This window comes from Sphingomonas radicis, from assembly GCF_051400635.1.
Lineage (GTDB): Bacteria > Pseudomonadota > Alphaproteobacteria > Sphingomonadales > Sphingomonadaceae > Sphingomonas.
On the sequence record NZ_JBLFFG010000001.1, the window covers coordinates 1,164,547 to 1,185,961 of the forward strand.

Genomic DNA, 21,415 nt, shown 5'->3' on the forward strand with positions numbered 1-21,415 from the left:
GTCTTGCCCGCGTCACCAACCCCGTGCTCCTGCGAAAGCAGGAGCCCAGAGCCAAGAGCGATGTTGCTTGTGACCCCGGGGCTCCTGCTTCCGCAGGAGCACGAGGGAGTATCGGCGGTACTCGGACAGCCGAGACGGGTAGCTAGCCGCGAGAGGAGTCCCTAAGTCGGTCGCGCATGTCCGACCCCAATTCTCCCAGCCGGTTCAACGAGGAAAAGGCCACCTATGCGGTGCGCGGCACCGAGGCTCCCGACCTCGAGGCCGGGGTCGCCGCGATCCGCAACGTCTTGAAGACGCTGCCGGCGCGCCCGGGAGTCTACCGGATGCAGGATGCGCGCGGCGACGTGCTCTATGTCGGCAAGGCGCGCGCGCTCAAGAACCGGGTGAACAACTATACCCAGGTGACGCGGCTTTCGAAGCGGCTCCAGCGGATGGTGGCGCAGACGCGGTCGATGACGATCGTAACCACCAACAACGAGGCGGAGGCGCTGCTGCTCGAGGCGCAGCTGATCAAGCGCTTCCGCCCGCCGTACAACGTGCTGCTGCGCGACGACAAAAGCTTTCCCTTCATCCTGCTGCGGCAGGATCACGCGTTCGCCCGCGTCCAGCTCCACCGCGGCGCGCGGCGCTACAAGGGCGATTATTTCGGGCCGTTTGCGGGGGCGGGACAGGTGCGCCAGACCCTGAACGCACTCCAGAAGCTGTTCCTGCTGCGGAGTTGCACCGACGGCTTCTTCGCGACGCGCGACCGGCCGTGCCTGCTCTACCAGATCCGCCGCTGCTCGGCGCCGTGCGTGGGGCGGATCGATGCGCCGGCCTATGCCGAGCTGGTGAGCGATGCCAAGGACTTCCTCCAGGGCAAGTCGACCAAGGTGCAGGAGAAGCTCGGCCAGCAGATGCAGGCCGCGGCGGAGAACCTGGACTTCGAACTCGCGGCGGTGCTGCGCGACCGGCTGAAGGCGCTCACCTTCATCCAGGGCAGCCAGGCAATCAACGCCGAGGGGGTGGGCGACGCCGATATCTTCGCGCTGGCAAATAAGGCAGGGGTGATGGGGATCGAAGCCTTCTTCATCCGCAGCGGGCAGAATTGGGGCCACCGCAGCTTCTTTCCCGCGCACACCCAGGACGTGCCCGAGGACGAAGTGCTCGGCGCGTTCCTGATGCAATTCTACGAGGAAGTGCCCCCGGCGCGGAACATATTCGTCGATCGCGAGCTGGGCGAGGCCGAGCTGATCGCCGAGGCGCTGTGCGAGCGGGCGGGGCACCGCGTAGCGCTGTCGATGCCGCAACGGGGCGCGCGGCGGCGGCTGCTCGATCAGGCCAAGCGCAACGCCGTGGAGGCGCTGGACCGGCGGCTGGCGGAGAGCACCACCCAGGCCAAGCTTCTCGCCGAGATCGCCGACATCTTCGAGCTGCCCGAGCCGCCGGATCGCATCGAAGTCTATGACAACAGCCACATCCAGGGCACCAATGCGCTGGGGGCGATGGTCGTCGCCGGGCCCGAGGGGTTCCGCAAGAACCAGTATCGCAAGTTCAACATCAAGCGCGCGGAGACCGTGCCGGGCGACGATTTCGCGATGATGCGCGAGGTCTTCGGCCGCCGCTTCGCCCGCGCGCAGAGCGAGGACCCCGATCGGACGCAGGGCGACTGGCCCGATCTGGTGCTGATCGACGGCGGGCGCGGGCAGCTCAATGCGGCGCGCGGCGTACTCGAGGATCTGGGGATCGAGGACGTGTGCCTGGTCGGCGTCGCCAAGGGCCCGCATCACGGGCGCGAGGGGCGTGAGGTCTTCCACCTGATGGACGGGCGCGAGTTGACGCTGCCGGTCAATTCACCGGTGCTATTCTATCTCCAGCGGCTGCGCGACGAAGTCCACCGCTTCGCCATCGGCGCGCACCGGCAGAAGCGCGCAAAGGCGATCGGCGCGAGCCCGCTCGACGAAGTCCCCGGCATCGGCCCCGCGCGCAAGAAGGCGCTGCTGATGCACTTCGGGACAGCGCGCGCAGTACGCTCGGCGAGCCTGGAGGATCTGCAGAAGGCCCCGGGGGTCTCGGCGGCGGTGGCGCGACAGGTGTACGACTTCTACCATTCGCGCTGATCGCCCGCGCGTCAGAACGCCAGGTCGAAGCCGAGGCGAATGCTGCGCGGCTGGAGCGGGGTGATCTGGTTGCGGTCGCGGATCTGGAAGGGGGAGCCGAGCGCGAAGCGGTTGCCGCGCGCGTCGAGCAGGTTGGTGAGCGACAGGCTGATGCCGCGGCGCTGCGTTCCCACGCGGACTTCGAGTCCGGTATCGACGTAATCGCCCTGGAGCTGGCCCAGTATCGGGCCGACGCCGAGGGTCGACTTGCCGACGTAGCGGGCGAAGCTGCTGACATCGAGGCCGAGATTGCCCGACAGCGGCGTGGTGTAGGTGACTCCGACCCGCCCGGTCGCGTCGGCGATGTTGGGCAGCCGCTCGAAATTGTCGAGATCGAGCGTGCGATCCGGAAGGTCGAGACCGGTCGAGGCGGGGAGTGTCACCACAGTGCGGTCGGTGACCTTGCTGTCGTTGAGATAGAGCGCGGCGTCGATCTCCAGTCCGGGGGTCGGGCGCCAGCGTGAGGCGACGCCCACCGAGAGCACGCGCCCGTCGCCGACATTGGCAGTGGTGGGAAAGCCGAAGCCGTCGATCAGGTCGGCCTGGATATCGCTCCACACGCTCCACGAACCGCTGAGCGAAAGGTCGAAGCCGGTGTCGCTGTACCGCGCGCCGACTTCGGTGGTGGCGACGCGGTCGCCGGTGAAGCGCTGGATGAAATCGCGGCGGACGGCGATTCCGCCGGGGCGGAAGCCCTGCTGGTAGCGCGCGAACAGCGTCAGCGCGTCGCTGGAGCGCCAGGCGAGCGCGGCGGAGGGCAGCAGCCGGGTCTCCTCGCGGTCCGCGCGAGCGCCGGGATCGTAGCGGAAGGCGCTGAGGGTGGCGACATCTTCGGCATCGCCGGTGAGCCGCGAATGAGTCAGTCGCCCGCCGAAGGTGAGCGTCAGCCGGTCGACCGGCGCGACGGTGCCCTCGCCGTAGAGCGTCGCTTCGTCGACTTCGTTGCGGACGCCGGTGAGCGATGAGCGCACGTCGGGCGCGGCCATCCGGCGATTGGCGCGCGCTTCGTTGTGGAGCAGGCTCACGCCGACCAGCCAGCCGGTTCCGTCGGGCCCGCGGCGAGCGAGGCGCGTCTCAGCGGTGATCATCTGGATGCGGTTGGTCTGCGAATAGGCTGCCGGAGACGCGCTCGCCTCCGGCATCAGCGCGGGATCGGCCGGATCGACGAGCTCGGCTCCTTCGAACTCCTCGAACGCATATTGCCGCGCGTAGCCAAGCGAGGAGGTGAGCTCGAGCGAGCCCCATTGCTTGCGCACGACCAAGTCGACCAACCAGAATTCATTGTCGTAGGGTTGCGCGATCGTGCTCGACCGGCTGAGCCCGTCGCCGCCGCGCTCGGCATATTGGCCGTCAGCGCCGTCGATCCGCTGGCCGACGCCATTGACGTCGATCGTCCAATCGTCGCCGGGCTCGAAGCGCAGCGCGGCGCGACCGCCGACGGTGCGGACCTCGTTGACGTCCTCCAGACCGCGGCCGTGATCGTCGATATAGCCGCCCTCGATCGATCCGAAGGCCAGCGCGCGCAACGCCAGCCGACCCTCGACCAGTGGCAGGTTGAGCACCGCGCCGCCGTCGACACCCGGCTGGCCGTGCTGGATGGCCTGCGCCCCGGCCCAGGCACTGCCGCCGAAGCTGGTGAGATCGGGCGCCTGGGGCACCACGCGCACCACGCCGCCGAGCGATCCTGCACCGTAGAGCGTGCCCTGCGGCCCTTCGAGCACTTCGACGCTGCGTACGTCGTAGAGCTTCAGGCTGGGGTCTGGCGCGCTGTAGGTGATGCGGCTGTTGCCCCAATATTGGCCGACGGTCGCCTGAGTGGGACCGACGAAGCTCGAATCGGCGATGCCGCGGATGAAGAGCTTGTTGCGGCCGGGGCCGAGGTGCGTCGAGACGACGCTGGCGACGCGCGCCTCGATCGCACCGGTGCCGCGCAGCCCGTCGGCAGCGGTGAGGCGATCGCCGTCGATGATCTGCACGCCGCCGGGATAGGCGCTGAGCGGCACGTCGCGCTTGGTGCCGGTGACCACGATCTCCTGTGGCTCGATCTCCGGACTGGGCGGAACGGGCGAGGGGGACGGCGCGCGGGCGATGCGGCGGGAGGGCGCACGCTTGGGCTGCCGCTCGATCAGATAGGCGGCGGGCGCGACGCGGCGCGCGCGGACGCCGCTGTCGGCAAGCATGCGCTCGAGCGCCTGGCCTGCGGTGAAGCGGCCGCGCACCGGTCGCACGCGCAGCTCCGCGAAGCCGGGATCGCGAAAGCCGATGCTCGCGCCGGTCTGGCGGCTGAGCGCGCGAATCGCGTCTTCGAGCCGCGACGCAGGCACGGCAACTTCGGCCGCCCGGTCCTGCGCCTGGGCAGGAACCGCAGCCATCAGCGCAATCCAAGGGATCAGGCTAGCGGCGCGCACCATCGACAGGGGCCATCGTCCACCCATCTCCTTCCCGCACGAACCGCACGCCGATCAGCGGACCTATGTTTGCCAGCACCTCCTCGGGCCGCCCGCGCAGCGGCAGCGTGCCCGAGAAGGGTTTCGCCCTCGCCCCGCTCCGCACTTGGATCGGCTGGCCGATGTTGCGGCTCAGGTCGCGCGCAACTTCCTCCAGCGAGGCGTTGCGGAACTGCAGCTCGCCCGTCCGCCAGCTTCCCACCGTCTGGGGAGCCGCCTTGCGCACGACCGGAGCGGCATCGGCGCTCGCCCGCGAGAGTGCCGCGCCGGCATCCAGCCGGATCTGGGCGGGGCCGGGCTCGTAGATCACCGCGCCTTCGGAGACCGCCACGTCGAGCGCGCCGCCGTCCTGCACCACGTTGAACACGGTGCCGGCATCGACCAGCCGCGTGGCCCCCGCGACGACGACGAACGGATCGCCTGCGTCGTGACGCACCTCGAACAGCGCCTCGCCCTGCGCGAGCTCGACATGGCGCGGCGTGTCGCGGTCGATCGTCACTTGCGTGCTGCCGTTGAGGATGACGCGCGAACCGTCGGCCAGGTCGATCGTGCGGTGCTCGCCCGGCGCAGTGGCGATCCGCTGGGGCGGCGAATCGCGGTCGAGCACTGCCCATCCGCCGACTGCGGCGATGGCGGCGGCGATTGCGCCCCCGGCGAACTGCCATCGCCGGCGCGGGCGCTGCACGGGTGTGGGCAGCGGCTTCGGCTCATGCGCGAACAGCTCCGCCGCCCAGGAATCGTCCTCGATCGCGGCGTCATAGGCGGCGAGATGCGCCGGATCGGATTCGAGCCAGCGGGTGAAACCGTCCCAATCGTCGAACGACGGATCGTTGACGCGGATCGCCCAGAGGCGAGCCGTTTCGGCGGTTTCCGGTGGATGCGCGGTCATGCCCATATGCCTGTCGAGACGTAGCCCACCCTGCTATTCCGCATCGAACCGCGTCCTGAGATCGGCCAGCGCACGATAAGCCTTCTGCAAATCCTTCTCCACCGAGCTCAAGCTGACTCCCAATTCGCGCGCGATCACCGCCTGGCCGACTCCGTCCAGCCGGTAGCGCCGGAACACCAGCTCGGCGCGCGGGCCGAGCGTGGCGAGCGTGTCCTTCACCTGGCGAAGCTGCTCGCGCGCGATCAGCACGCGTTCGCCGAGCGGTTCCTCTTCGGTGGAAGTGCTGGTGCTGTGCCACTCGTGCTGCCGGCGCTGGCGGCTGACCATCGATCGCCGCCGATCGCGCATCAGATTCTCGGCGGCGCGGAAGAGATAGGAGACGGGTTCGCCGATCGGCTGCCCCGCGACCGAAGCGACACGCTGCCACAGATCGTGGAGCACGTCCTCCGCCTCGTCGCCCGCGCCGCGCGCAGCGAGGAAGCGAAGCAGGCGGCTTCGCTCGTGGAGGAGCACCTGCCGGAGCCCGTCATTCTCGCCTTCAGCGGTCATGGCGCGACGCAAAGCACTTCGCGGCACGCTTGCCAATCCCGTTGTCCCTCGCGTGCCCGGGCAAAGGCCGAACGGTGGGGCTCTGCTGAAGTTGATGTCATGACGCCGCTGTGCGGCTCGGCCGCTGTGGACCCCGTGAGATAGGACAGCGGGTTCACGGCGCGCCCGCCCGCGCGGACTTCGAAATGAAGATGGCTGCCGGTCGACCGGCCGGTGGAGCCCATCAGCGCGATCGTCTCGCCCTGCGCCACGCTCGCGCCCGGCCGCACCAGCAGGCGCGCGAGATGGCCGTATCGGGTGCTCAGGCCATTGCCATGGTCGAGCTCGACCATCTGGCCATAGCCGCCCGCGCTGCCCGCGAAGCGGACGACGCCTGAGGCGGAGGCCCGCACCGGCGTGCCCAGGGCGCCGGGAATGTCGATCCCCGCATGCATCGCACGGGCGCCGTGGATCGGATCGCTGCGATGGCCGAAGCCGGAGGAGAGTCGCGGCAGCACTGCGTGTCCGCTGCGCTGGACCGGTGAGCTGGAGGGTTGCGCAGGAGGAGGCGCTGCCGACCAGTCCATCATCCGCGCGCGGAACACCGGACTGCTACCCGTGGGGAGCTCTGCCGGCGGACCCGCGCCGGCGCCCGAAATCAGCCAGAGGACGAGCGGGAGCGGGAGGGTGGAAAATCCGGGCATCGCCCGAAGACGGAGCCGATCGGGCGATCCCGCATGCCTCCGCGGGAAAATTTTTCGATCGCTGCAAAGCCTTACGGAAAGCGCATCGAGGCTCCGTCACGGCCTTAGTAACCGCTCTGTACCCGGGAGGCGAGGATGAATGCAACGGAACGCCGCATGCTCGACATGCTCAAGAAAGGCCGCGACCGCTTCGGCGTAGTGGCGGTGAAGGCGGAGTTCGAAGCCGAAGGCACGCGCCCGGACGAGCTGCTTCGCCTGCTCGAACTCGCCTATCGTGCCGACCTGAGGGTCGCGCTCAAGATCGGCGGCTGCGAAGCGGTTTCGGATCTCCACGCTTCCAAGCTCTACGGCATCGACTATATCATCGCGCCGATGGTGGAGACGCCCTATGCGCTCTCCAAGTTCGTGGACGCCAAGGCCAAGACCTATGGCGCCAATCCCGAAGGCACCCAGTTCCTCTTCAACCTCGAGACCGAGGCGACGCTGCGCAACCTCCAGGCGATGCTGCCCTTCGCCAAGGGCGAGCTCGACGGCATCGTGTTCGGGCGGGTCGACTTCACGCTGTCGCGCGGGCTGCCGCGCGGCGCGATCAACGCGCGGGAGATCACCGATGCGGTGCTCGTGGCCGCGCATCACTGCGCAGAGCAGGATCTCGAGCTGGTGGTGGGCGGATCGGTTGCAGTGGAGGCGGGGCCTGCGCTCCGCGAGATCCGCAGCGTCCGGCTCGACCGGTTCGAAACCCGCAAGGTGATCTTCGACGGCGCGGCGGCGGAGATGGCGGATTTCGAAGGGGGAATCGCGAACGCCGTGGCGTTCGAGCTCGCCTGGCTCGAGAACAAGCGCGATTATTATCGCGCGATCGCCGATGAGGATCTGCCGCGCATCCGCATGATCCAGGAGCGCGAGCGCACCGCCGCCCGCGCCCAACTCAAGAGCGTGGCTGCCTGATTGCCGATGACGCTTCGTGACGAAGTCTCGGCGCTGATGCGCGGCGTTGCCGAACGAGTGGTGACGCCGCGCTTCCGCATGCTCGCGGCGCACGAGATCGCCGAAAAGAGCCCGGGTGAAGTCGTCACGATCGTCGATCGGGAGGCCGAGCGCCGGCTGCACGATGGCCTCGCCGCGCTCGATCTCGGCGCCCGGATCGTCGGCGAGGAGGCTGCCGAGGCGGACCCGGCGCTGCTCGACGGAATCGGTGAGGGACTGGTCTGGCTGATCGATCCGCTCGACGGCACCGCGAATTTCGCAGCAGGGCGATCGCCGTTCGGCATGATGGTCGCGCTGGTCGAGGACGGCGAGCCGATCCAGGGCTGGCTGCTCGACCCGCTGAGCGGAAGATTGTGCCATGCCGCGCTGGGCCGGGGCGCGACATGCGATGGCGAGCGCGTCCGCGCGCGGCCGAGCGGGGCGCGGACGGCGATCGCGGCGCTCGGCACGCATTTCCTGAGCGCCGAGCGGCGCACGCGCGTCCATGCGCATGCCAGCCGGCATTTCGATCTGACGCCGGTCCCGCGCTGTGCCGCCGAGAGCTATCCGCGGATCGTGTTCGGGGAGAATGACGTCGCGCTGTTCCAGCGCACGCTCCCCTGGGACCACGCAGCCGGCGTGCTGTTCCTCACCGAAGCCGGCGGGCGGGCGATTCATTGGGACGGGACGCCCTATCGTGTCGGCGGCGGTTATGGCCTGCTCGCGGCTGCGGGCGCGCAGCTGCTGCAGCGCGCCGCGGAAATATTGCTCGGGCCAGAATGCGGCCTGACTCCAGTCGAAGAGTTTCTTGCATGATCGTTCGATGGATGCGGCCGTTCGGCTGCGCGCTCGCCCTGCTGCTGGCGCCGGCTGCTGCCGCGCAGCTTGCCTCGCCGGTGGCGACGGGAGCGCAGCAGCAGGGGGACCCGTCGGCGCGCCGCGCGGCAGCGAGCCAGGCCGCGATTCCCGCGGTCGAGCCTGCGCCTTTCCAGCCGGTGGTGCTCGATGGCGTGCCTCCCGAGACTGGTGGGACCGAAGCACCCGCTCGGCCCGTGCCGACGAAGCCGATCGCACCGCCCAATGAGTTTGAGCAGCTCGTCTCCGACATGGTCGGCAAGCCGCTGCGCCGCTTCGGCGCCGAGCTGCTAGTGCCGAGCGCACGCGATTTCACGGCGCCGCCGACCACCACCATCCCGCCCGACTACCGCCTCAACCCCGGCGACGAGCTGCTGCTGGGCCTCACCGGATCGGTGCAGGCATCGAACCTGCGGCTGGTGGTCGACAGCGAGGGCCGCATCTTCGTGCCGCGGGTGGGCGCGATCCGCGTCGGCGGCGTGCGCTACGGCGACGTGCACGGCGTGATCGAGCGCCAGGTCGCGCGCCAGTACAAGAGCTTCCAGCTCGAAGTGACCCCGGGGCGGCTGCATGGCATCACCGTCTATGTCACCGGCTTCGCGGCGACCCCGGGTTCGTACACGCTCGGCAGCCTGTCGACGCTGGCCAATGCCGTGCTCGCAGCCGGTGGCCCGGCGGCGGGGGGAAGCTTCCGATCGATCCAGCTGCGCCGCGGCGGCAGGCTGGTCTCCGACTTCGACCTCTACGACCTGCTGCTCAAGGGCGACCGCAGCGGCGATGCGATGCTCCAGAACGGCGACGTGCTCTACATCGCCCCCGCGGGCGAGCAGGTCGCGGTGATCGGCAGCGTCAACCACGAAGCCATCTTCGAAGTCGGCCCCGGCGAGACGCTGGCCGACGCCGTGCTCTACGCGGGCGGAGTCAGCACGGTGGCGGACGCGACGCGGCTGATGGTGTTCGACGCGCTCGGCCGCGACGACGGCTGGCAGCAGGTGAGCGCCGCTGAGGCGCAGACGCGCAAGGCGCAGCGTGGCGAAGTGGTGCGCGTGCTCTCCAACACCGGCATCGCGCGCCCGCTCCAGCAGCAGTCGGTGCTGGTGACGATCAGCGGTGAAGTGGCGAAGCCCGGCCGCTATTATTTCAAGCCCGGCACGCGGCTCGCCGATGTCGTGGCGCAGGCGGGCGGGCTCACGCGCGAGGCCTTTCCCTATGCCAGCGTGATCACGCGCGAGAGCGTCAAGCAACAGCAAAGGCTGAGCTTCGAGCGTGCGGTGGAGGATGTCGAACTGCTGCTCACCGCGCAGCCGGTGACGTCGGTCAACCGTGCGCAGCTCGTCCAGCCGGCGAACCTCGCGCTGGTACGCTCGGTGGTCGAGCAGCTGCGCAAGCGCGAGCCGAGCGGGCGGCTGGTGTTCGACCTTCCGGTCGATGCGACTGCGCTGCCGAATGATCTGATCCTCGAGAACAACGACACCATCTATGTGCCGCCCCGGCCGGTGACGGTGGGCGTGTTCGGCGCGGTTCCGACGCCAGCCTCCTTCGCGTGGCGCGACGGGGCGACGGTAGGCGACTTCGTCACGGCGGCCGGCGGCGTGCAGAAGCTCGGCGACAAGGGCGAGATCTTCGTGGTGCGCGCCAACGGCACCGTGCTTTCCAACGGCAAGCGGGTGCTGCGCGCCCCGGCGCTCCCGGGCGACCTGATCTACGTGCCTATCGAAGCCGATCGAGGCGAGTTCTGGGCGCGGCTGCGCGACATCACCGGCACGCTGTTCGGCGGGCTAGTCGGCCTCGCTTCGGTCCAGGCGATCACCGAATGAGCCGGGTGGAGCGGATCGCGGCGCTGCTGGCTGACCGGCGCTGGCGGCTGCGCGGCTATGCGGCGCTGGCGCTGCTGCTCGCGGTGCTGTGCGTGGTGCCCCGGCCCTGGGTCGCGCGCGCCAAGGTGGTGCCGCAGGACAGCAGCAGCATTGGTCTCGGATCGATGATGAACGCGCTCGGCGGGCAACTTCAGGGCTTTGCGGCGCTGTTCGGGGGAGCGAAGCAGCCGATCGATTTCTACCTGGCGATCGGGCGCGGCACCGAAGTGACCGACGATGTGATCCGCCGGCTCAAGCTGGTGGGCCCCGGCGGCTATTCGAGCGTCGAAGCGGCGCGCGTGGCGCTGGCGAAGAAGGTCGACATCCACTCGCTCACCGGCGGGATCGTCGAGGTCGAGACGCGCACGCACGATCCCCGTGAGGCCGAGGCGCTGGCGCGCGCCTATGTGGCCGCGATCAGCGACCGGATCATTGCGCTCGGCCGTGATCGCGTGAAGCGCAAGCGCGAAGTGGTGCTCGCGCGCTTCAAGGAGGCGGCCGACCGGGTAGTCACCGCCGAGGCGGCGCTCAACAACTTCCGACGCCAGAACCGGCTAGCCGAGCCCGAGGCGCAGCTCGGCGCCGCGCTGTCGCTGCGCGCCGGGCTGGAGGCGCAGCTCCAGGCCAAGCTGGTCGAATTGCAGACGCTCGAACGCTTCCAGGGCCCGGAGAATCCACAACTCGCGGCGGTCCGGACCGAAGTACAGTCGCTGCGCGCGCAGATCGCGCGCACCACCAGCCCCGGCAGCGGCGCATCGGGGCCGAACGTCGCGGGGCTGACCGAGATCTCCGGCGAATATCTCAACCGCTACCGCGACTATCGCTTCGCGCAGGCGCTGTACGAAGTCTATGCGCGCTCTTCGGAGGAAGTCGCGGTCGAGACGCTGGCGGCCGACTCCGCTTCCGACGTGCAGGTGATCGAGGCCCCGAGGCTCGACGCGGATCGTAAATACAACATCCCCGCAGTCGCACTGCTCCTGCTGGTGATCGTCGCGGCGCTCTTCACCGAAGTCTATGCCCCCGCGACCGGCATCGACCTCCGGTTCGGGCGGCGCGCGGGCACCGAGCCGTGAACGACGGGACGCCCGAACTCTCGATCGTCATTCCCTGCTTCAACGAGGAGGAGAATGTCGAGGCGATCTGCGCCGCGGTCACTGCCGAGGCGATGCTGCACGCACGGAGTCACGAGATCATCCTGATCGACAATTGCTCGACCGACGCCACGCGCGTGCTGATGCGGCGGCTGTGCACCGCGGACAAGCGCATCCGCGCAATCTTCAACAACCGCAACTACGGCCAGATGCGCTCGCCGACCTATGGCATCTACCAGGCCGAGGGCGCGGCGGTGATCGGCATGTGCGCCGACTTCCAAGACCCGCCGCAGATGATCGGCGAATTCGTCCGCCAGTGGCGCGCGGGCGCGCAGGTGGTGCTCGGCCAGCGCCGCTCCGAAAGCGCGTCGCCGCTGCTCCGGCTCGCGCGGCGGCTCGGCTATGCCTTCCTCGGGCGGTTCGGTGATTATCCGGTGATCCCCGGCGCCACCGGCTTCGGCCTGTTCGACCGCGAGGTGGTCGATACGCTCGCGGCCTGGAACGAGCCCGAGCCCTTTTTTCGCGGGATGCTCGTCGAGAGCGGGTTCCGCCTCGCGGTGGTGCCGTTCGATCGCCCGCAGCGCGCAGCGGGGGAGAGCAAGAACGACTTCGGCGCGCTCTTCTCCTTCGCGCTCTCGGGGCTCGCCGGATCGGCCAAGTCGCTGCTGCGGCTGCCGATCGCGCTCTCGTTCGGCGCGGCCGGAATAGCGCTGCTGCTGTTCGTCGCGACGCTCGTCGCGCTCGCGGCCGATGGTCCCGCCTGGGCGCTGCTGGGCTTCACGATCGGCTTCGCGATGTTCGCGGCGCTGCTGCTTTTCCTGGGACTGATCGGCGAGCAGGTGCGCATGCTCGCGGAACGCAGCCGCAACGTGCCGCTGGTGATCGAGGAGGAGCGGATCAACTTCCCTGCGGGGCGCGAGCGGCCCGCCGCGCGCGTGCTGATCCGCCGGCCGTGAGGGAGCGGCTCCGCCTCATATGCGAAGTCATGCTCGCGCTCGCGGTCGTCGTGAGCCTCGGCTGGACTGCCTATCAGTTCGACCAGGCCGGCTATCTGCCCCAGCCCTTCGTGTTCGACACCAACGACACATTCATGGACTGGTTCAACACGGCCTATTGGGCGAACAACCCCGGCGCCTATGACGTGTGGCGGAGCATCTATCCGCCGCTCTCGTTCGTGTTCCTCGACGCGTTCAGCCTGCCCGGCTGCTACCTTCAGTCGCCCTTTCACGCGCGCGATTGCGACTGGCTGGGCCGCGCGACGATCCTGGGCTTCTACCTGCTCGACGTGGCGCTGGTCTGGCTGAGCTTCCGCCGCGCCGATCCGCGCACCGCACCGATGCGCACGATCGGCTTCGGGCTCGGCCTGCCGCTGCTGTTCACGCTCGAGCGCGGAAACCTGATCCTCGTCGCCTTCGCTGCCTTCGTGGTCGCGCACGGGCCGCTTGTGCAATCGGCGCGCTGGCGTGCACTCGCGGCGGCGGCGACGATCAACTTCAAGCCCTATCTGCTGCTCCCGGTTCTCGCGCACGCCGTGAAGCGCGAATGGCGCCCGTTCGAGCTCGCGGGGGTGGCGACCGTGGCGCTCTATCTCGTCACGCTCGCGCTCGTGGGCTCGGGAACGCCGATGGAGCTGGCGGCGAACACCGCCAACTGGGTGGTGTTCCAGAGCGGCCAAGTTTGGAACGAAGTCCATTATTCGACGAGTTATGCCCCCCTGCTGTTGATCCGCGGATCGCAGATTCCGGTGCTTCAGTTCGTGCCGTCGCGCACCGTCGAAATGATCGAGTGGCTGGTGCCGCTGGTCATCCGCTCGACGCAGGGGATCGCGCTGCTCGCGCTCGCCGCGGCCTGGCTCCAGCCGCGCGCGCTGCCGGCGTATCGGATCGCGGCAATTCTACTGGGCGCCTATCTCGTGACGCAATCGCCGGGCGGCTACGCCCAGACCTTCCTGCTGTTCCTCGTCCTGCTCGAGCCGTGGCGGCGTGGGGGGCAGGCGGTGGCGATCGTCTGCGCCTATCTGCTCTGCCTGGTGGCCGACTGGCCGCTCTCGACCGTGCTCGAGCTTTCGATCAACAGCTGGCTCGGCGGGCGGCCGGTGAACCCCGAGTTCGGGCTGGCCATAGGTCATTTCCTGCGGCCGGGGCTGGTCGTCGCCATCGTGGTGGCGCTGTCGCTCGACGCGATTTCCGAGGTGGTGCGCGCGCACCGCGCATATCGGCCGACGCTGGGGCTGGTCCCGGCATGATCTTCGAAGAGGACCTCGATGCGATCGATCGCACGCTGGCGCCGCTCTGGCCGCGGCTGGGCGGGGCGCGCATCTTCATGACCGGCGGGACCGGGTTCATCGGGCGCTGGATGCTGGAGGCGCTGGCGCATTCCAGGATCGACGCCGAGGTAACGGTGCTGAGCCGCGATCCGGCCGCTTTCGCCGCGCGCGCGCCGCATTTGGCCAAGCGGTTCCGGCTCGTCGCGGGCGACGTCACCGGATTCGCAGCGCCGGAAGGGCGCTTCACGCACATCATCCACGCCGCGACCGACGCGAGCGCCGCGCTCAATGCGCACGACCCCCGGCGGATGTTCGATACGATCGTGAGCGGCACGCGGCGCGCGCTTGATTTCGCTGCCGCGCAGCCCGGCGCGCGCCTCCTGTTCCTGAGCTCGGGCGCGGTCTATGGCGCGCAGCCCTGGGACGTCCCTCATGTTGCCGAGGACTGGCACGGCGGCCCCGACCCGCGCGATCCGCGTTCGGCCTATGGCGAGGGCAAGCGCGCGGCCGAGATGCTCTGCGCGATCTACGGCAAGCAGTTCGGGCTCGACGTGGTGACTGCGCGAATCTTCGCGCTGCTGGGGCCCCTGCTCTCGCTCGACATCCATTTCGCAGCGGGCAACTTCATCCGCGACGCGATGGCCGGCCAGGTGATCCGAGTCGAGGGATCGGGACAGGCGGTGCGCTCGTACCTCTACGCCGCCGATCTGACCATGTGGCTCTGGACGCTGCTGATCGCGGGGCGGAGCGGCGCGACCTACAATATGGGATCGGAGGAGGCGGTGTCGATCGCCGACCTCGCCCGGCGCACCGCCACGCTGCTCGGCGGACCCGGCGTGGAGATCCTCGGCAGGCCCGATCCCGGCTGGAACCCCGGCCGCTACGTTCCCTCGACGCAATCGATCCGCAGCGAACTGGGCGTCGTGCCCACCATCGGCCTCGACGAGGCGATCCGCCGCACTGCGATCTCCAACGGATGGAAACCATGACTCTAGTGAAGCTCTCCGACTGGGTGGCCGAACGGCTCGCCGATCACGGCATCGCGCATGTCTTCATGCTGACCGGGGGCGGGGCGATGCACCTCAACCATTCGCTGGGCACGCACCCGCGGCTCGCGACGGTCTTCACCCATCACGAGCAGGCGCTGGCGATGGCGGCCGAGGCCTATTATCGGCTGACCAACCGGCTGGCAGTGGTCAACGTCACCTCGGGGCCGGGCGGCACCAATGCGATCACCGGCGTCTACGGCGCCTATGTCGATTCGATCGGGATGCTCGTCATCTCGGGACAGGTGAAGACCGAGACCACGGTACGGGCAACGGGGCTGCCGCTGCGGCAATATGGCGACCAGGAGCTCGACATCGAGGAGCTGGTCCGCCCGATCACCAAATATGCGACGATGGTGACCGATCCGCGGACCATCCGCTACCATCTCGAAAAGGCGCTGTACCTCGCGACCAGCGGGCGCCCCGGGCCGGTGTGGCTCGACATTCCGCTCGACGTGCAGGCGGCGAAGATAGATCCCGACGACCTGTCGGGCTTCGATCCCGCCGAGCTCGACGAGCCGTGGAAGCGTACCGACCTCGAAGTCGCAGCGGCGGCGATCCTCGCGAAGATCCAGGCTGCCGAGCGGCCGGTGGTGTTCGCAGGCGGGGGCGTGCGGCTGAGCGGCGCGCACGCCGATTTCCTGCGGCTGATCGAGAAGCTGGGCGTGCCGGTGGTGACCGGATGGAACGCGCACGATGTCCTCTGGAACGATCACTCGCTATATTGCGGTCGGCCGGGGACGGTGGGCGATCGCGGCGGCAACATGGTGACGCAGAGCGCAGACCTGCTGCTCGTGCTCGGCAGCCGGCTCAACATCCGCCAGGTCAGCTACAACTGGAAGAGCTTCGCGCGCGCGGCGTTCAAGATCTGGGTGGACATCGATCCGGTCGAGCTCGCGAAGCCCAATGTGGTGCCGGACATGCCGGTAGTCGCGGATCTCGGCGATCTTATCCCGGCGCTGCTCGCCCAGCCCTATGCGGGACCCACTTCCGAGCATCGCGAATGGCTGGAATGGTCGCGCGAGCGTGTACGCCGCTTCCCGACGGTGCTTCCCGAATATCGCGACCATGGGCCGCACATCCATCCCTATATCGCGATGGACGCGCTGTTCGAGCAGCTGGGCGAGGACGATGTCGTCGTCACCGGTAACGGCAGCGCCTGCGTGGTCAGCTTCCAGACGGCCGAGATCAGGCGCGGCCAGCGGCTGTGGACCAACTCGGGCTGCGCGACGATGGGCTATGATCTGCCGGCCGCGATCGGCGTCTGGGCCGCGAGCGAAGGCAAGCGACGGGTGATCGCAATCGCCGGCGACGGCAGCATCATGATGAACCTGCAGGAGATGCAGACGATCGCCGGCTACGGCATCCCGGTGAAGGTCTTCCTGATCAACAACAGCGGCTATGTCTCGATCTTCCAGACGCACCGCAACTTCTTCAACGGCGTCGAGGTGGGCGGCGGGCCCAAGAGCAACGTCACCTTCCCCGATTTCGGCAAGGTCGCCGCGGCGTTCGGATTCGCTTACTTCCGCGCGGACTCGCACAACGATCTGCCGAGCGCGATCGCCTCGGCGCTCGCCGCCGAGGGACCCGTCGTCTGCGAGCTGTTCATCGACGAGAATGTCTCCTTCGCGCCCAAGCTCGGCGCGAAGCAGCATCCCGACGGGCGGATCACTTCGCCTGCGCTGGAGGATCTCTCGCCGTTCCTGCCGCGCGAAGTGCTGGCGGAGAATATGCGCATTCCGCTGATGGAGGATTCGTGATCGCGCGGCTCGCCCAGGCCGGGGAGCGCCCGCTGCGCTTCGCGCTGGCAGGGGCGGCGAACACCGTGTTCGGCGTCGCCATCTATCCGCTGCTGCTGTGGAGCGTGCCCTTTCTCCACACCCATTACATGCTGGCGCTGGGCATCGCGCAGGCGATCAGCCTGTGCTTCGCTTTCACCACCTACAAGCTCGGCGTGTTCCGCACCCGCGGCAATCTCGCGCGTGAGTTCGGGGCTTTCTCGAGCTTCTATCTGTTCAACTATGCCGCCAATTGGGCAGCACTGCCGCTGCTGGTCGAGCTGGCGGGCGTGCCGCCGATCCTCGCGCAGCTCGGCTTCACGCTGCTGCTGATCCTGGGCAGCTGGTTCTGGCACAGCCGAGTCACTTTCCGCACTGCAGGAGGCCCAAGATGAGCCTTTTCCTCGAACGCGATTGCCCGATGTGCGGCAGCGGGGCCGCGCTCTCGGAGATGCAGGCGCCGATGCGCGCCGAATGGATGACGCCCGAGCAGCTGCGCCCCTATTGGTCCGGGCTGTTCAAGGAGAGGAGCTTCTTCTCCTATCACCGCTGCCTCGATTGCGGGCTGCTCTACAATCCGGTGTTCTTCGACCAGCGCCAGCTCGCGGAGCTCTATTCGAGCATGGCGCCCAACATGGATCTGGTAGCGAGCGACGCGATCGCGGCGACCCAGCGCGGCTATTTCGAGCGCGCGGCGGCGCGCGGCGGGCTGGAGGGCGGTTACCTCGAGATCGGACCCGACGTGGGCTATGTCGTCACCGAGGCCGCGCGGCGCGGCAGCTTCGACCATTTCTGGCTGTTCGAGCCCAACCGCGACGTTCACGACGTGCTGCGCATGGCGGCCGATGGCCGTCCGGCGACGCTGAGCGCCGACATGGAGGATCTTTCGGCGGTTCCCGACGGATCGGTGGGGCTGGCGGTGATGATTCATGTGCTCGATCACCTGCTCGATCCGCTCGCGATGCTGCGGCAGATCCGTGCTAAGCTACGGCCGGGCGGCACGCTGATGATCGTGACGCACAACGAGCAGTCGCTGCTCCGGCGTGTGATGGGCAAAAGCTGGCCACCCTTCTGCCTTCAGCATCCGCTACTGTTCAATCCCGGGACGATCGCTGCGCTGCTCGAACGCGCGGGCTATTCAGGCGTCGCCGTCGAGCGCAGCCGCAACCATTTTCCGGTCGATTTCCTCGCGCGGCAGGCGGCCTGGTCGGTGGGAGTCAGGCTCACGCGCGTGCCGCTGCCGCGCATCTCGATCGGACTCAGACTCGGCAATATCCTGACGCTGGCGACCGCGCCCGCTCAGGCGGCGGCGCGATCGCCCGAGCGGCTGGAGGCGGCGGAATAATCGGCGATCTGGGCGAGCGTCACCGCGCGCGCATCGGCGCCCGCCGCCACGGCCTTGTGCCAGGTGACGATCCATTCGAGCGCGCGGTCGAGCGTCAGCGCCGGGCGCCAGCCGAGCGCAGCGCGGGCCTTCGAGCAGTCGAGACGCAGCAGGCCGGCCTCGTGCGGGCGTGGGCCAGTGTCGGGCAACGCATCCGTGGCTCCACCACCCCAAGCCGCCCGCATCCGCTCGACGATCCACGAAACCGGGCGTGCGTCGTCGTCCGAAGGCCCGAAGTTCCACGCGTCGGCGAAGCGCGTCTCGCCGGCCAGCAGCCGCTCGGCGATCATCAGATAGCCGCCCAGCGCCTCCAGCACATGCTGCCACGGGCGCACCGCGTCGGGCGAACGGATCAGCGGCGCCACGCCCGCCTCGAACGCGCGGACGAGGTCAGGGATCAGCCGGTCTGCGGCCCAGTCACCCCCGCCGATCACATTGCCGGCGCGCACCGTCGCGAGCGCGGGACCGCCGTCCGCGAAGAAGGATTGGCGATATGCGGCGGCGACCAGCTCCGCGCAGCCCTTGCTACTGCTATACGGATCATGCCCGCCCATCGGATCGCTCTCGCGATAGGGCCATACCCATTCGCGGTTCTCATAGCATTTGTCGCTCGTCACGCAGACGATCGCGCGCACGCCGGGCACCTGGCGCGCGGCTTCGAGCAGATGGGCGGTGCCCATGACGTTGGTGGCATAGGTCTCGACCGGCTCCTGATACGAAAGCCTTACCAGCGGCTGGGCGGCGAGATGGAAGATCACTTCGGGCCGTGCTTTCTCGACTACCGCGCGCACCGCAGCAAGGTCGCGGACATCGCCTTCGACATGATCGACCAGCGCGCCGATCCGCGCGGCTTCGAACAGGCTCGGATCGGAGGGCGGCGGCAGCGCGAAGCCGGTCACTTCGGCGCCCATCGCGTGGAGCCACAGGCTCAGCCAGCTTCCCTTGAACCCGGTGTGCCCGGTGACGAGCACCCGACGCCCGCTCCAGGCGCCGCTCACCAGCGCTTCCACGGTGCGCTTCCGCTCTTCCATAATTCGTCGAGGTAGATCTTGTCCCTGAGCGTATCCATCGGCTGCCAGAAGCCTTCGTGCCGGTAACCCATCAGCTCGCCGCCGCGCGCGAGCCGTTCGAGCGGCCCCGATTCCCACACCGTCTCGGGTCCGTCGATCAGGTCGAGCACCGAAGGGTGGGCGACGAAGAAGCCGCCGTTGATCTGGCCGCCGTCGCCAGCGGGCTTTTCCTTGAAATCGGTCACGCGCCCCTGATCGAATTCGAGTGCGCCGAAGCGGCCCGGAGGCGAGACCGCGGTGATCGTCGCGCGCAGCCCATGGGTCTTGTGGAAATCGACCAACGCGGCGACGTCGATGTCGGCCACGCCATCGCCATAGGTGAAGCAGAAGGGCTCGTCGGGATCGAGATAGGGCCGGACCGCGGCAAGCCGTCCGCCCGTCATCGTCGTCGCGCCAGTCTCGACCAATGTGATCCGCCAAGGCTCGCTACGGGCGTAATGGACCTCCATCCCGTTGCCGCGGCGCAGATCGATTGTCACGTCCGAGGTGTGGAGGAAATAGTTCGCGAAAAACTCCTTGATCAGATAGCCCTTGTAGCCGAGGCAGATCACGAAGTCATTGAATCCGGCCGAAGAATAGATCTTCATGATGTGCCAGAGGATCGGCATCCCGCCGATCTCCACCATCGGCTTCGGCCGAACCGAGGTTTCTTCGCCGAGCCGGGTGCCAAGACCGCCGGCCAGGATTACGGTTCGCATCGTCACTCCACGTCATGGCATTCGGCACCATGACGGAACCACCTTCCCCAGCCCGTAACCCGATCCGCGACGGCTGGGTCGAGCGCGCGTTGGTGTTCTTGGTTCTGCTCATCGCGGTGGCGCTGCGGCTGCATGGCGTCGGCTTCGGACTGCCAGCGCTCAACGACCCGGACGAACCGCTGTTTGTGATGACCGCGGTCGAGATGCTCCAGAACCACAGCCTCAATCCGGGCTGGTTCGGTCATCCCGCCACAACCACGCTCTATGCACTCGTACTGGTGAGCCTGGGTGTGGCTGGAGCCGGGCTGGCCACCGGGCACTATGCCGACGCCGATGCGTTCGTCGCCGCGGTCTACGCCGATCCGGGATTGTTATTCCTTCCGGGCAGGCTGTTCATCGTGGCGTGTGGGGTGGCGTGCGTGTGGCTGACCTGGCTGCTCGGCAAGCGGCTCGGCGGGCCGCGGCTCGGGCTCGCTGCCTCCGCGTTCCTGGCCGTGAACGCCGTCCACATCGAATATTCGCAGATCATCCGCACCGACGTGCATGCGAGCGTCTTCATGCTGCTGTGTGCGCTCTCGTCGGTGGCGATCCTGCGCGAGGGAAGGTTGCGCGACTATCTGCTGGCGGGGCTATGGGCGGGACTTGCCTGCGCGACAAAATGGCCGGCGGCGGTGATTCTGCTCAGTCCTGTATGCGCCGCTATCTGGCGCGCTAGCGGTGATCGCCGGGAGTGGCGGCAGGTAGCGCTGGTGCCGGCGGCAGGGTTGGCGGCGTTGCTGCTCGCCTCGCCTTATCTCGTGCTCGATTATGCGACGGTTGTGCGCAATCTGGCGGGTGAAGCACGGCCGATGCACCCCGGCGCCACCGGCGGAAGCTTCGTGGCGAACCTGCTCTGGTACCTTCGTGGGCCATTGCTGGCATCGCTCGGCTGGGCCGGGCTGGCGCTGGCGATGCTGGGCCTCGGGCTCGCCCCATTGCGCAATCGCGCGCTGGCGATCGCAGTGCTTCCCGGTTTCATCGTCTTCGCGATCACGATCTGCGTGCAGGCTTTGGTCTGGGAGCGCTGGGTCGTGCCGCTGCTGCCGTTTCTGGCGATCACCGCCGGTTGGTCGATCTGTTGGCTGGTCGATCGGATTTCGCGCCGGCCCCTGCTGCTCGTGCCCGCGGTGCTGCTGGCGTGCATCCCGATGGTTCGGACGGCCCAGACCAGCGCCGTGGAGCGCGCCAATGACACACGACAGGTGGCATCGCGCTGGATCGAGGCGCATGTGCCGGCCGGGAGTACAATTCTAATCGAGCACGCGGCCTTCGATCTGCTGCCTGGCCCTTGGCGGCTGCTGTTCCCGCTCGGATCGGCTGGCTGCATCGACGTGCGCCGCACGCTGACGGGACAGCTTCGCTACTCGCAGGTCGAGACGCTCCGTGCCGGGCGGCCGGTGATCGACCTGGGTCATGTCGATCCGGCGCTGCTCGAAACCTGTCGCGCCGACTATGCCGTGCTTTCGCACTATGACGTCTATCGCGCCGACGCCGCGCGCTTCCCCGCCGAGTTGGGGCGATATCAGCGATTGTTCGAGAGCGGGTATCCGGTCGCCGAGTTGCACCCGATTGCAGGGGAGCGGGGCGGTCCCACGGTAAGGATCGTCCGGCTCCGATGAGAGGCGGCCGAACCTGTGCTGCGGGTTGAATATGTCGTGCC

The 21,415-nt window shown here is 68.4% G+C and carries 18 protein-coding genes; 12 read left to right on the forward strand and 6 right to left on the reverse strand.

Going from position 1 to position 21,415, the window contains the following annotated elements; all coding sequences use genetic code 11:
* Positions 1–176: 176 nt before the first annotated feature.
* Positions 177–2,099 carry an excinuclease ABC subunit UvrC gene (uvrC, locus tag ACMGDH_RS05330; RefSeq protein ID WP_436826864.1) on the forward strand — a complete coding sequence of 641 codons (1,923 nt, stop codon included), beginning with the start codon at positions 177–179 and terminating at the stop codon, positions 2,097–2,099.
* An 11-nt stretch (positions 2,100–2,110) separates the two neighbouring features.
* Here the strand turns inward: uvrC and ACMGDH_RS05335 are convergent, their stop codons facing one another.
* From ACMGDH_RS05335 to ACMGDH_RS05350, 4 genes are read right to left on the reverse strand one after another with little or no spacing between them, the layout of a single operon-like run.
* Positions 2,111–4,510: a TonB-dependent receptor gene (locus ACMGDH_RS05335; RefSeq protein ID WP_436826865.1), complete on the reverse strand. Its 2,400-nt coding sequence runs from the start codon at positions 4,508–4,510 to the stop codon at positions 2,111–2,113.
* A gap of 22 nt (positions 4,511–4,532) precedes the next feature.
* Complete coding sequence (locus ACMGDH_RS05340) at positions 4,533–5,474, reverse strand: FecR family protein (protein WP_436826866.1); 942 nt, start codon at positions 5,472–5,474, stop codon at positions 4,533–4,535.
* Between the two features lie 33 nt (positions 5,475–5,507).
* Positions 5,508–6,023, reverse strand: coding sequence for an RNA polymerase sigma factor (locus ACMGDH_RS05345; protein WP_436826867.1), 516 nt, complete (start codon positions 6,021–6,023; stop codon positions 5,508–5,510).
* Entirely contained in the window at positions 6,020–6,706 is a 687-nt protein-coding gene (locus ACMGDH_RS05350) for a M23 family metallopeptidase (protein ID WP_436826868.1), read from the reverse strand. The genes ACMGDH_RS05345 and ACMGDH_RS05350 overlap by 4 nt, the downstream gene beginning before the upstream one ends.
* 135 nt (positions 6,707–6,841) lie before the next feature.
* Between ACMGDH_RS05350 and ACMGDH_RS05355 the strand changes: the two genes are divergently transcribed.
* From ACMGDH_RS05355 to ACMGDH_RS05400, 10 genes are read left to right on the forward strand one after another with little or no spacing between them, the layout of a single operon-like run.
* Complete coding sequence (locus ACMGDH_RS05355; RefSeq protein WP_436826869.1) at positions 6,842–7,654, forward strand: aldolase/citrate lyase family protein; 813 nt, start codon at positions 6,842–6,844, stop codon at positions 7,652–7,654.
* 6 nt (positions 7,655–7,660) lie between these two features.
* The gene (locus ACMGDH_RS05360) at positions 7,661–8,488 is read left to right on the forward strand and encodes an inositol monophosphatase family protein (RefSeq protein ID WP_436826870.1); all 828 of its coding nucleotides are present in this window, start codon (positions 7,661–7,663) and stop codon (positions 8,486–8,488) included.
* Positions 8,485–10,344, forward strand: a complete 1,860-nt coding sequence (locus ACMGDH_RS05365) for a polysaccharide biosynthesis/export family protein (RefSeq protein ID WP_436826871.1) — start codon at positions 8,485–8,487, stop codon at positions 10,342–10,344. Before ACMGDH_RS05360 ends, ACMGDH_RS05365 begins: the two co-directional genes overlap by 4 nt.
* Complete coding sequence (locus ACMGDH_RS05370) at positions 10,341–11,456, forward strand: capsule biosynthesis protein (protein ID WP_436826872.1); 1,116 nt, start codon at positions 10,341–10,343, stop codon at positions 11,454–11,456. Before ACMGDH_RS05365 ends, ACMGDH_RS05370 begins: the two co-directional genes overlap by 4 nt.
* Positions 11,453–12,430, forward strand: a complete 978-nt coding sequence (locus tag ACMGDH_RS05375; protein ID WP_436826873.1) for a glycosyltransferase family 2 protein — start codon at positions 11,453–11,455, stop codon at positions 12,428–12,430. Before ACMGDH_RS05370 ends, ACMGDH_RS05375 begins: the two co-directional genes overlap by 4 nt.
* A 29-nt stretch (positions 12,431–12,459) precedes the next feature.
* Positions 12,460–13,719: a hypothetical protein gene (locus ACMGDH_RS05380; RefSeq protein ID WP_436826874.1), complete on the forward strand. Its 1,260-nt coding sequence runs from the start codon at positions 12,460–12,462 to the stop codon at positions 13,717–13,719.
* Entirely contained in the window at positions 13,716–14,729 is a 1,014-nt protein-coding gene (locus tag ACMGDH_RS05385; protein WP_436826875.1) for an NAD-dependent epimerase/dehydratase family protein, read from the forward strand. The genes ACMGDH_RS05380 and ACMGDH_RS05385 overlap by 4 nt, the downstream gene beginning before the upstream one ends.
* Positions 14,726–16,546 (forward strand): thiamine pyrophosphate-binding protein, encoded by a 1,821-nt coding sequence (locus ACMGDH_RS05390; RefSeq protein ID WP_436826876.1) that lies wholly within the window; start codon positions 14,726–14,728, stop codon positions 16,544–16,546. Before ACMGDH_RS05385 ends, ACMGDH_RS05390 begins: the two co-directional genes overlap by 4 nt.
* Entirely contained in the window at positions 16,543–16,959 is a 417-nt protein-coding gene (locus ACMGDH_RS05395) for a GtrA family protein (protein WP_436826877.1), read from the forward strand. The genes ACMGDH_RS05390 and ACMGDH_RS05395 overlap by 4 nt, the downstream gene beginning before the upstream one ends.
* Positions 16,956–17,909, forward strand: coding sequence for a class I SAM-dependent methyltransferase (locus tag ACMGDH_RS05400; protein ID WP_436826878.1), 954 nt, complete (start codon positions 16,956–16,958; stop codon positions 17,907–17,909). The genes ACMGDH_RS05395 and ACMGDH_RS05400 overlap by 4 nt, the downstream gene beginning before the upstream one ends.
* On the opposite strand, the gene rfbG is transcribed toward ACMGDH_RS05400, so the two are convergent.
* Both rfbG and rfbF read right to left on the reverse strand, forming a co-directional pair.
* Positions 17,864–18,979 carry a CDP-glucose 4,6-dehydratase gene (gene rfbG / locus ACMGDH_RS05405; RefSeq protein WP_436826879.1) on the reverse strand — a complete coding sequence of 372 codons (1,116 nt, stop codon included), beginning with the start codon at positions 18,977–18,979 and terminating at the stop codon, positions 17,864–17,866. The genes ACMGDH_RS05400 and rfbG overlap by 46 nt on opposite strands.
* Positions 18,943–19,716 carry a glucose-1-phosphate cytidylyltransferase gene (rfbF, locus tag ACMGDH_RS05410; protein ID WP_436826880.1) on the reverse strand — a complete coding sequence of 258 codons (774 nt, stop codon included), beginning with the start codon at positions 19,714–19,716 and terminating at the stop codon, positions 18,943–18,945. The genes rfbG and rfbF overlap by 37 nt, the downstream gene beginning before the upstream one ends.
* A 29-nt stretch (positions 19,717–19,745) precedes the next feature.
* Here rfbF and ACMGDH_RS05415 point away from each other — a divergent pair, with 29 nt between their 5' ends.
* Entirely contained in the window at positions 19,746–21,374 is a 1,629-nt protein-coding gene (locus ACMGDH_RS05415) for an ArnT family glycosyltransferase (RefSeq protein ID WP_436826881.1), read from the forward strand.
* Positions 21,375–21,415: the final 41 nt, after the last annotated feature.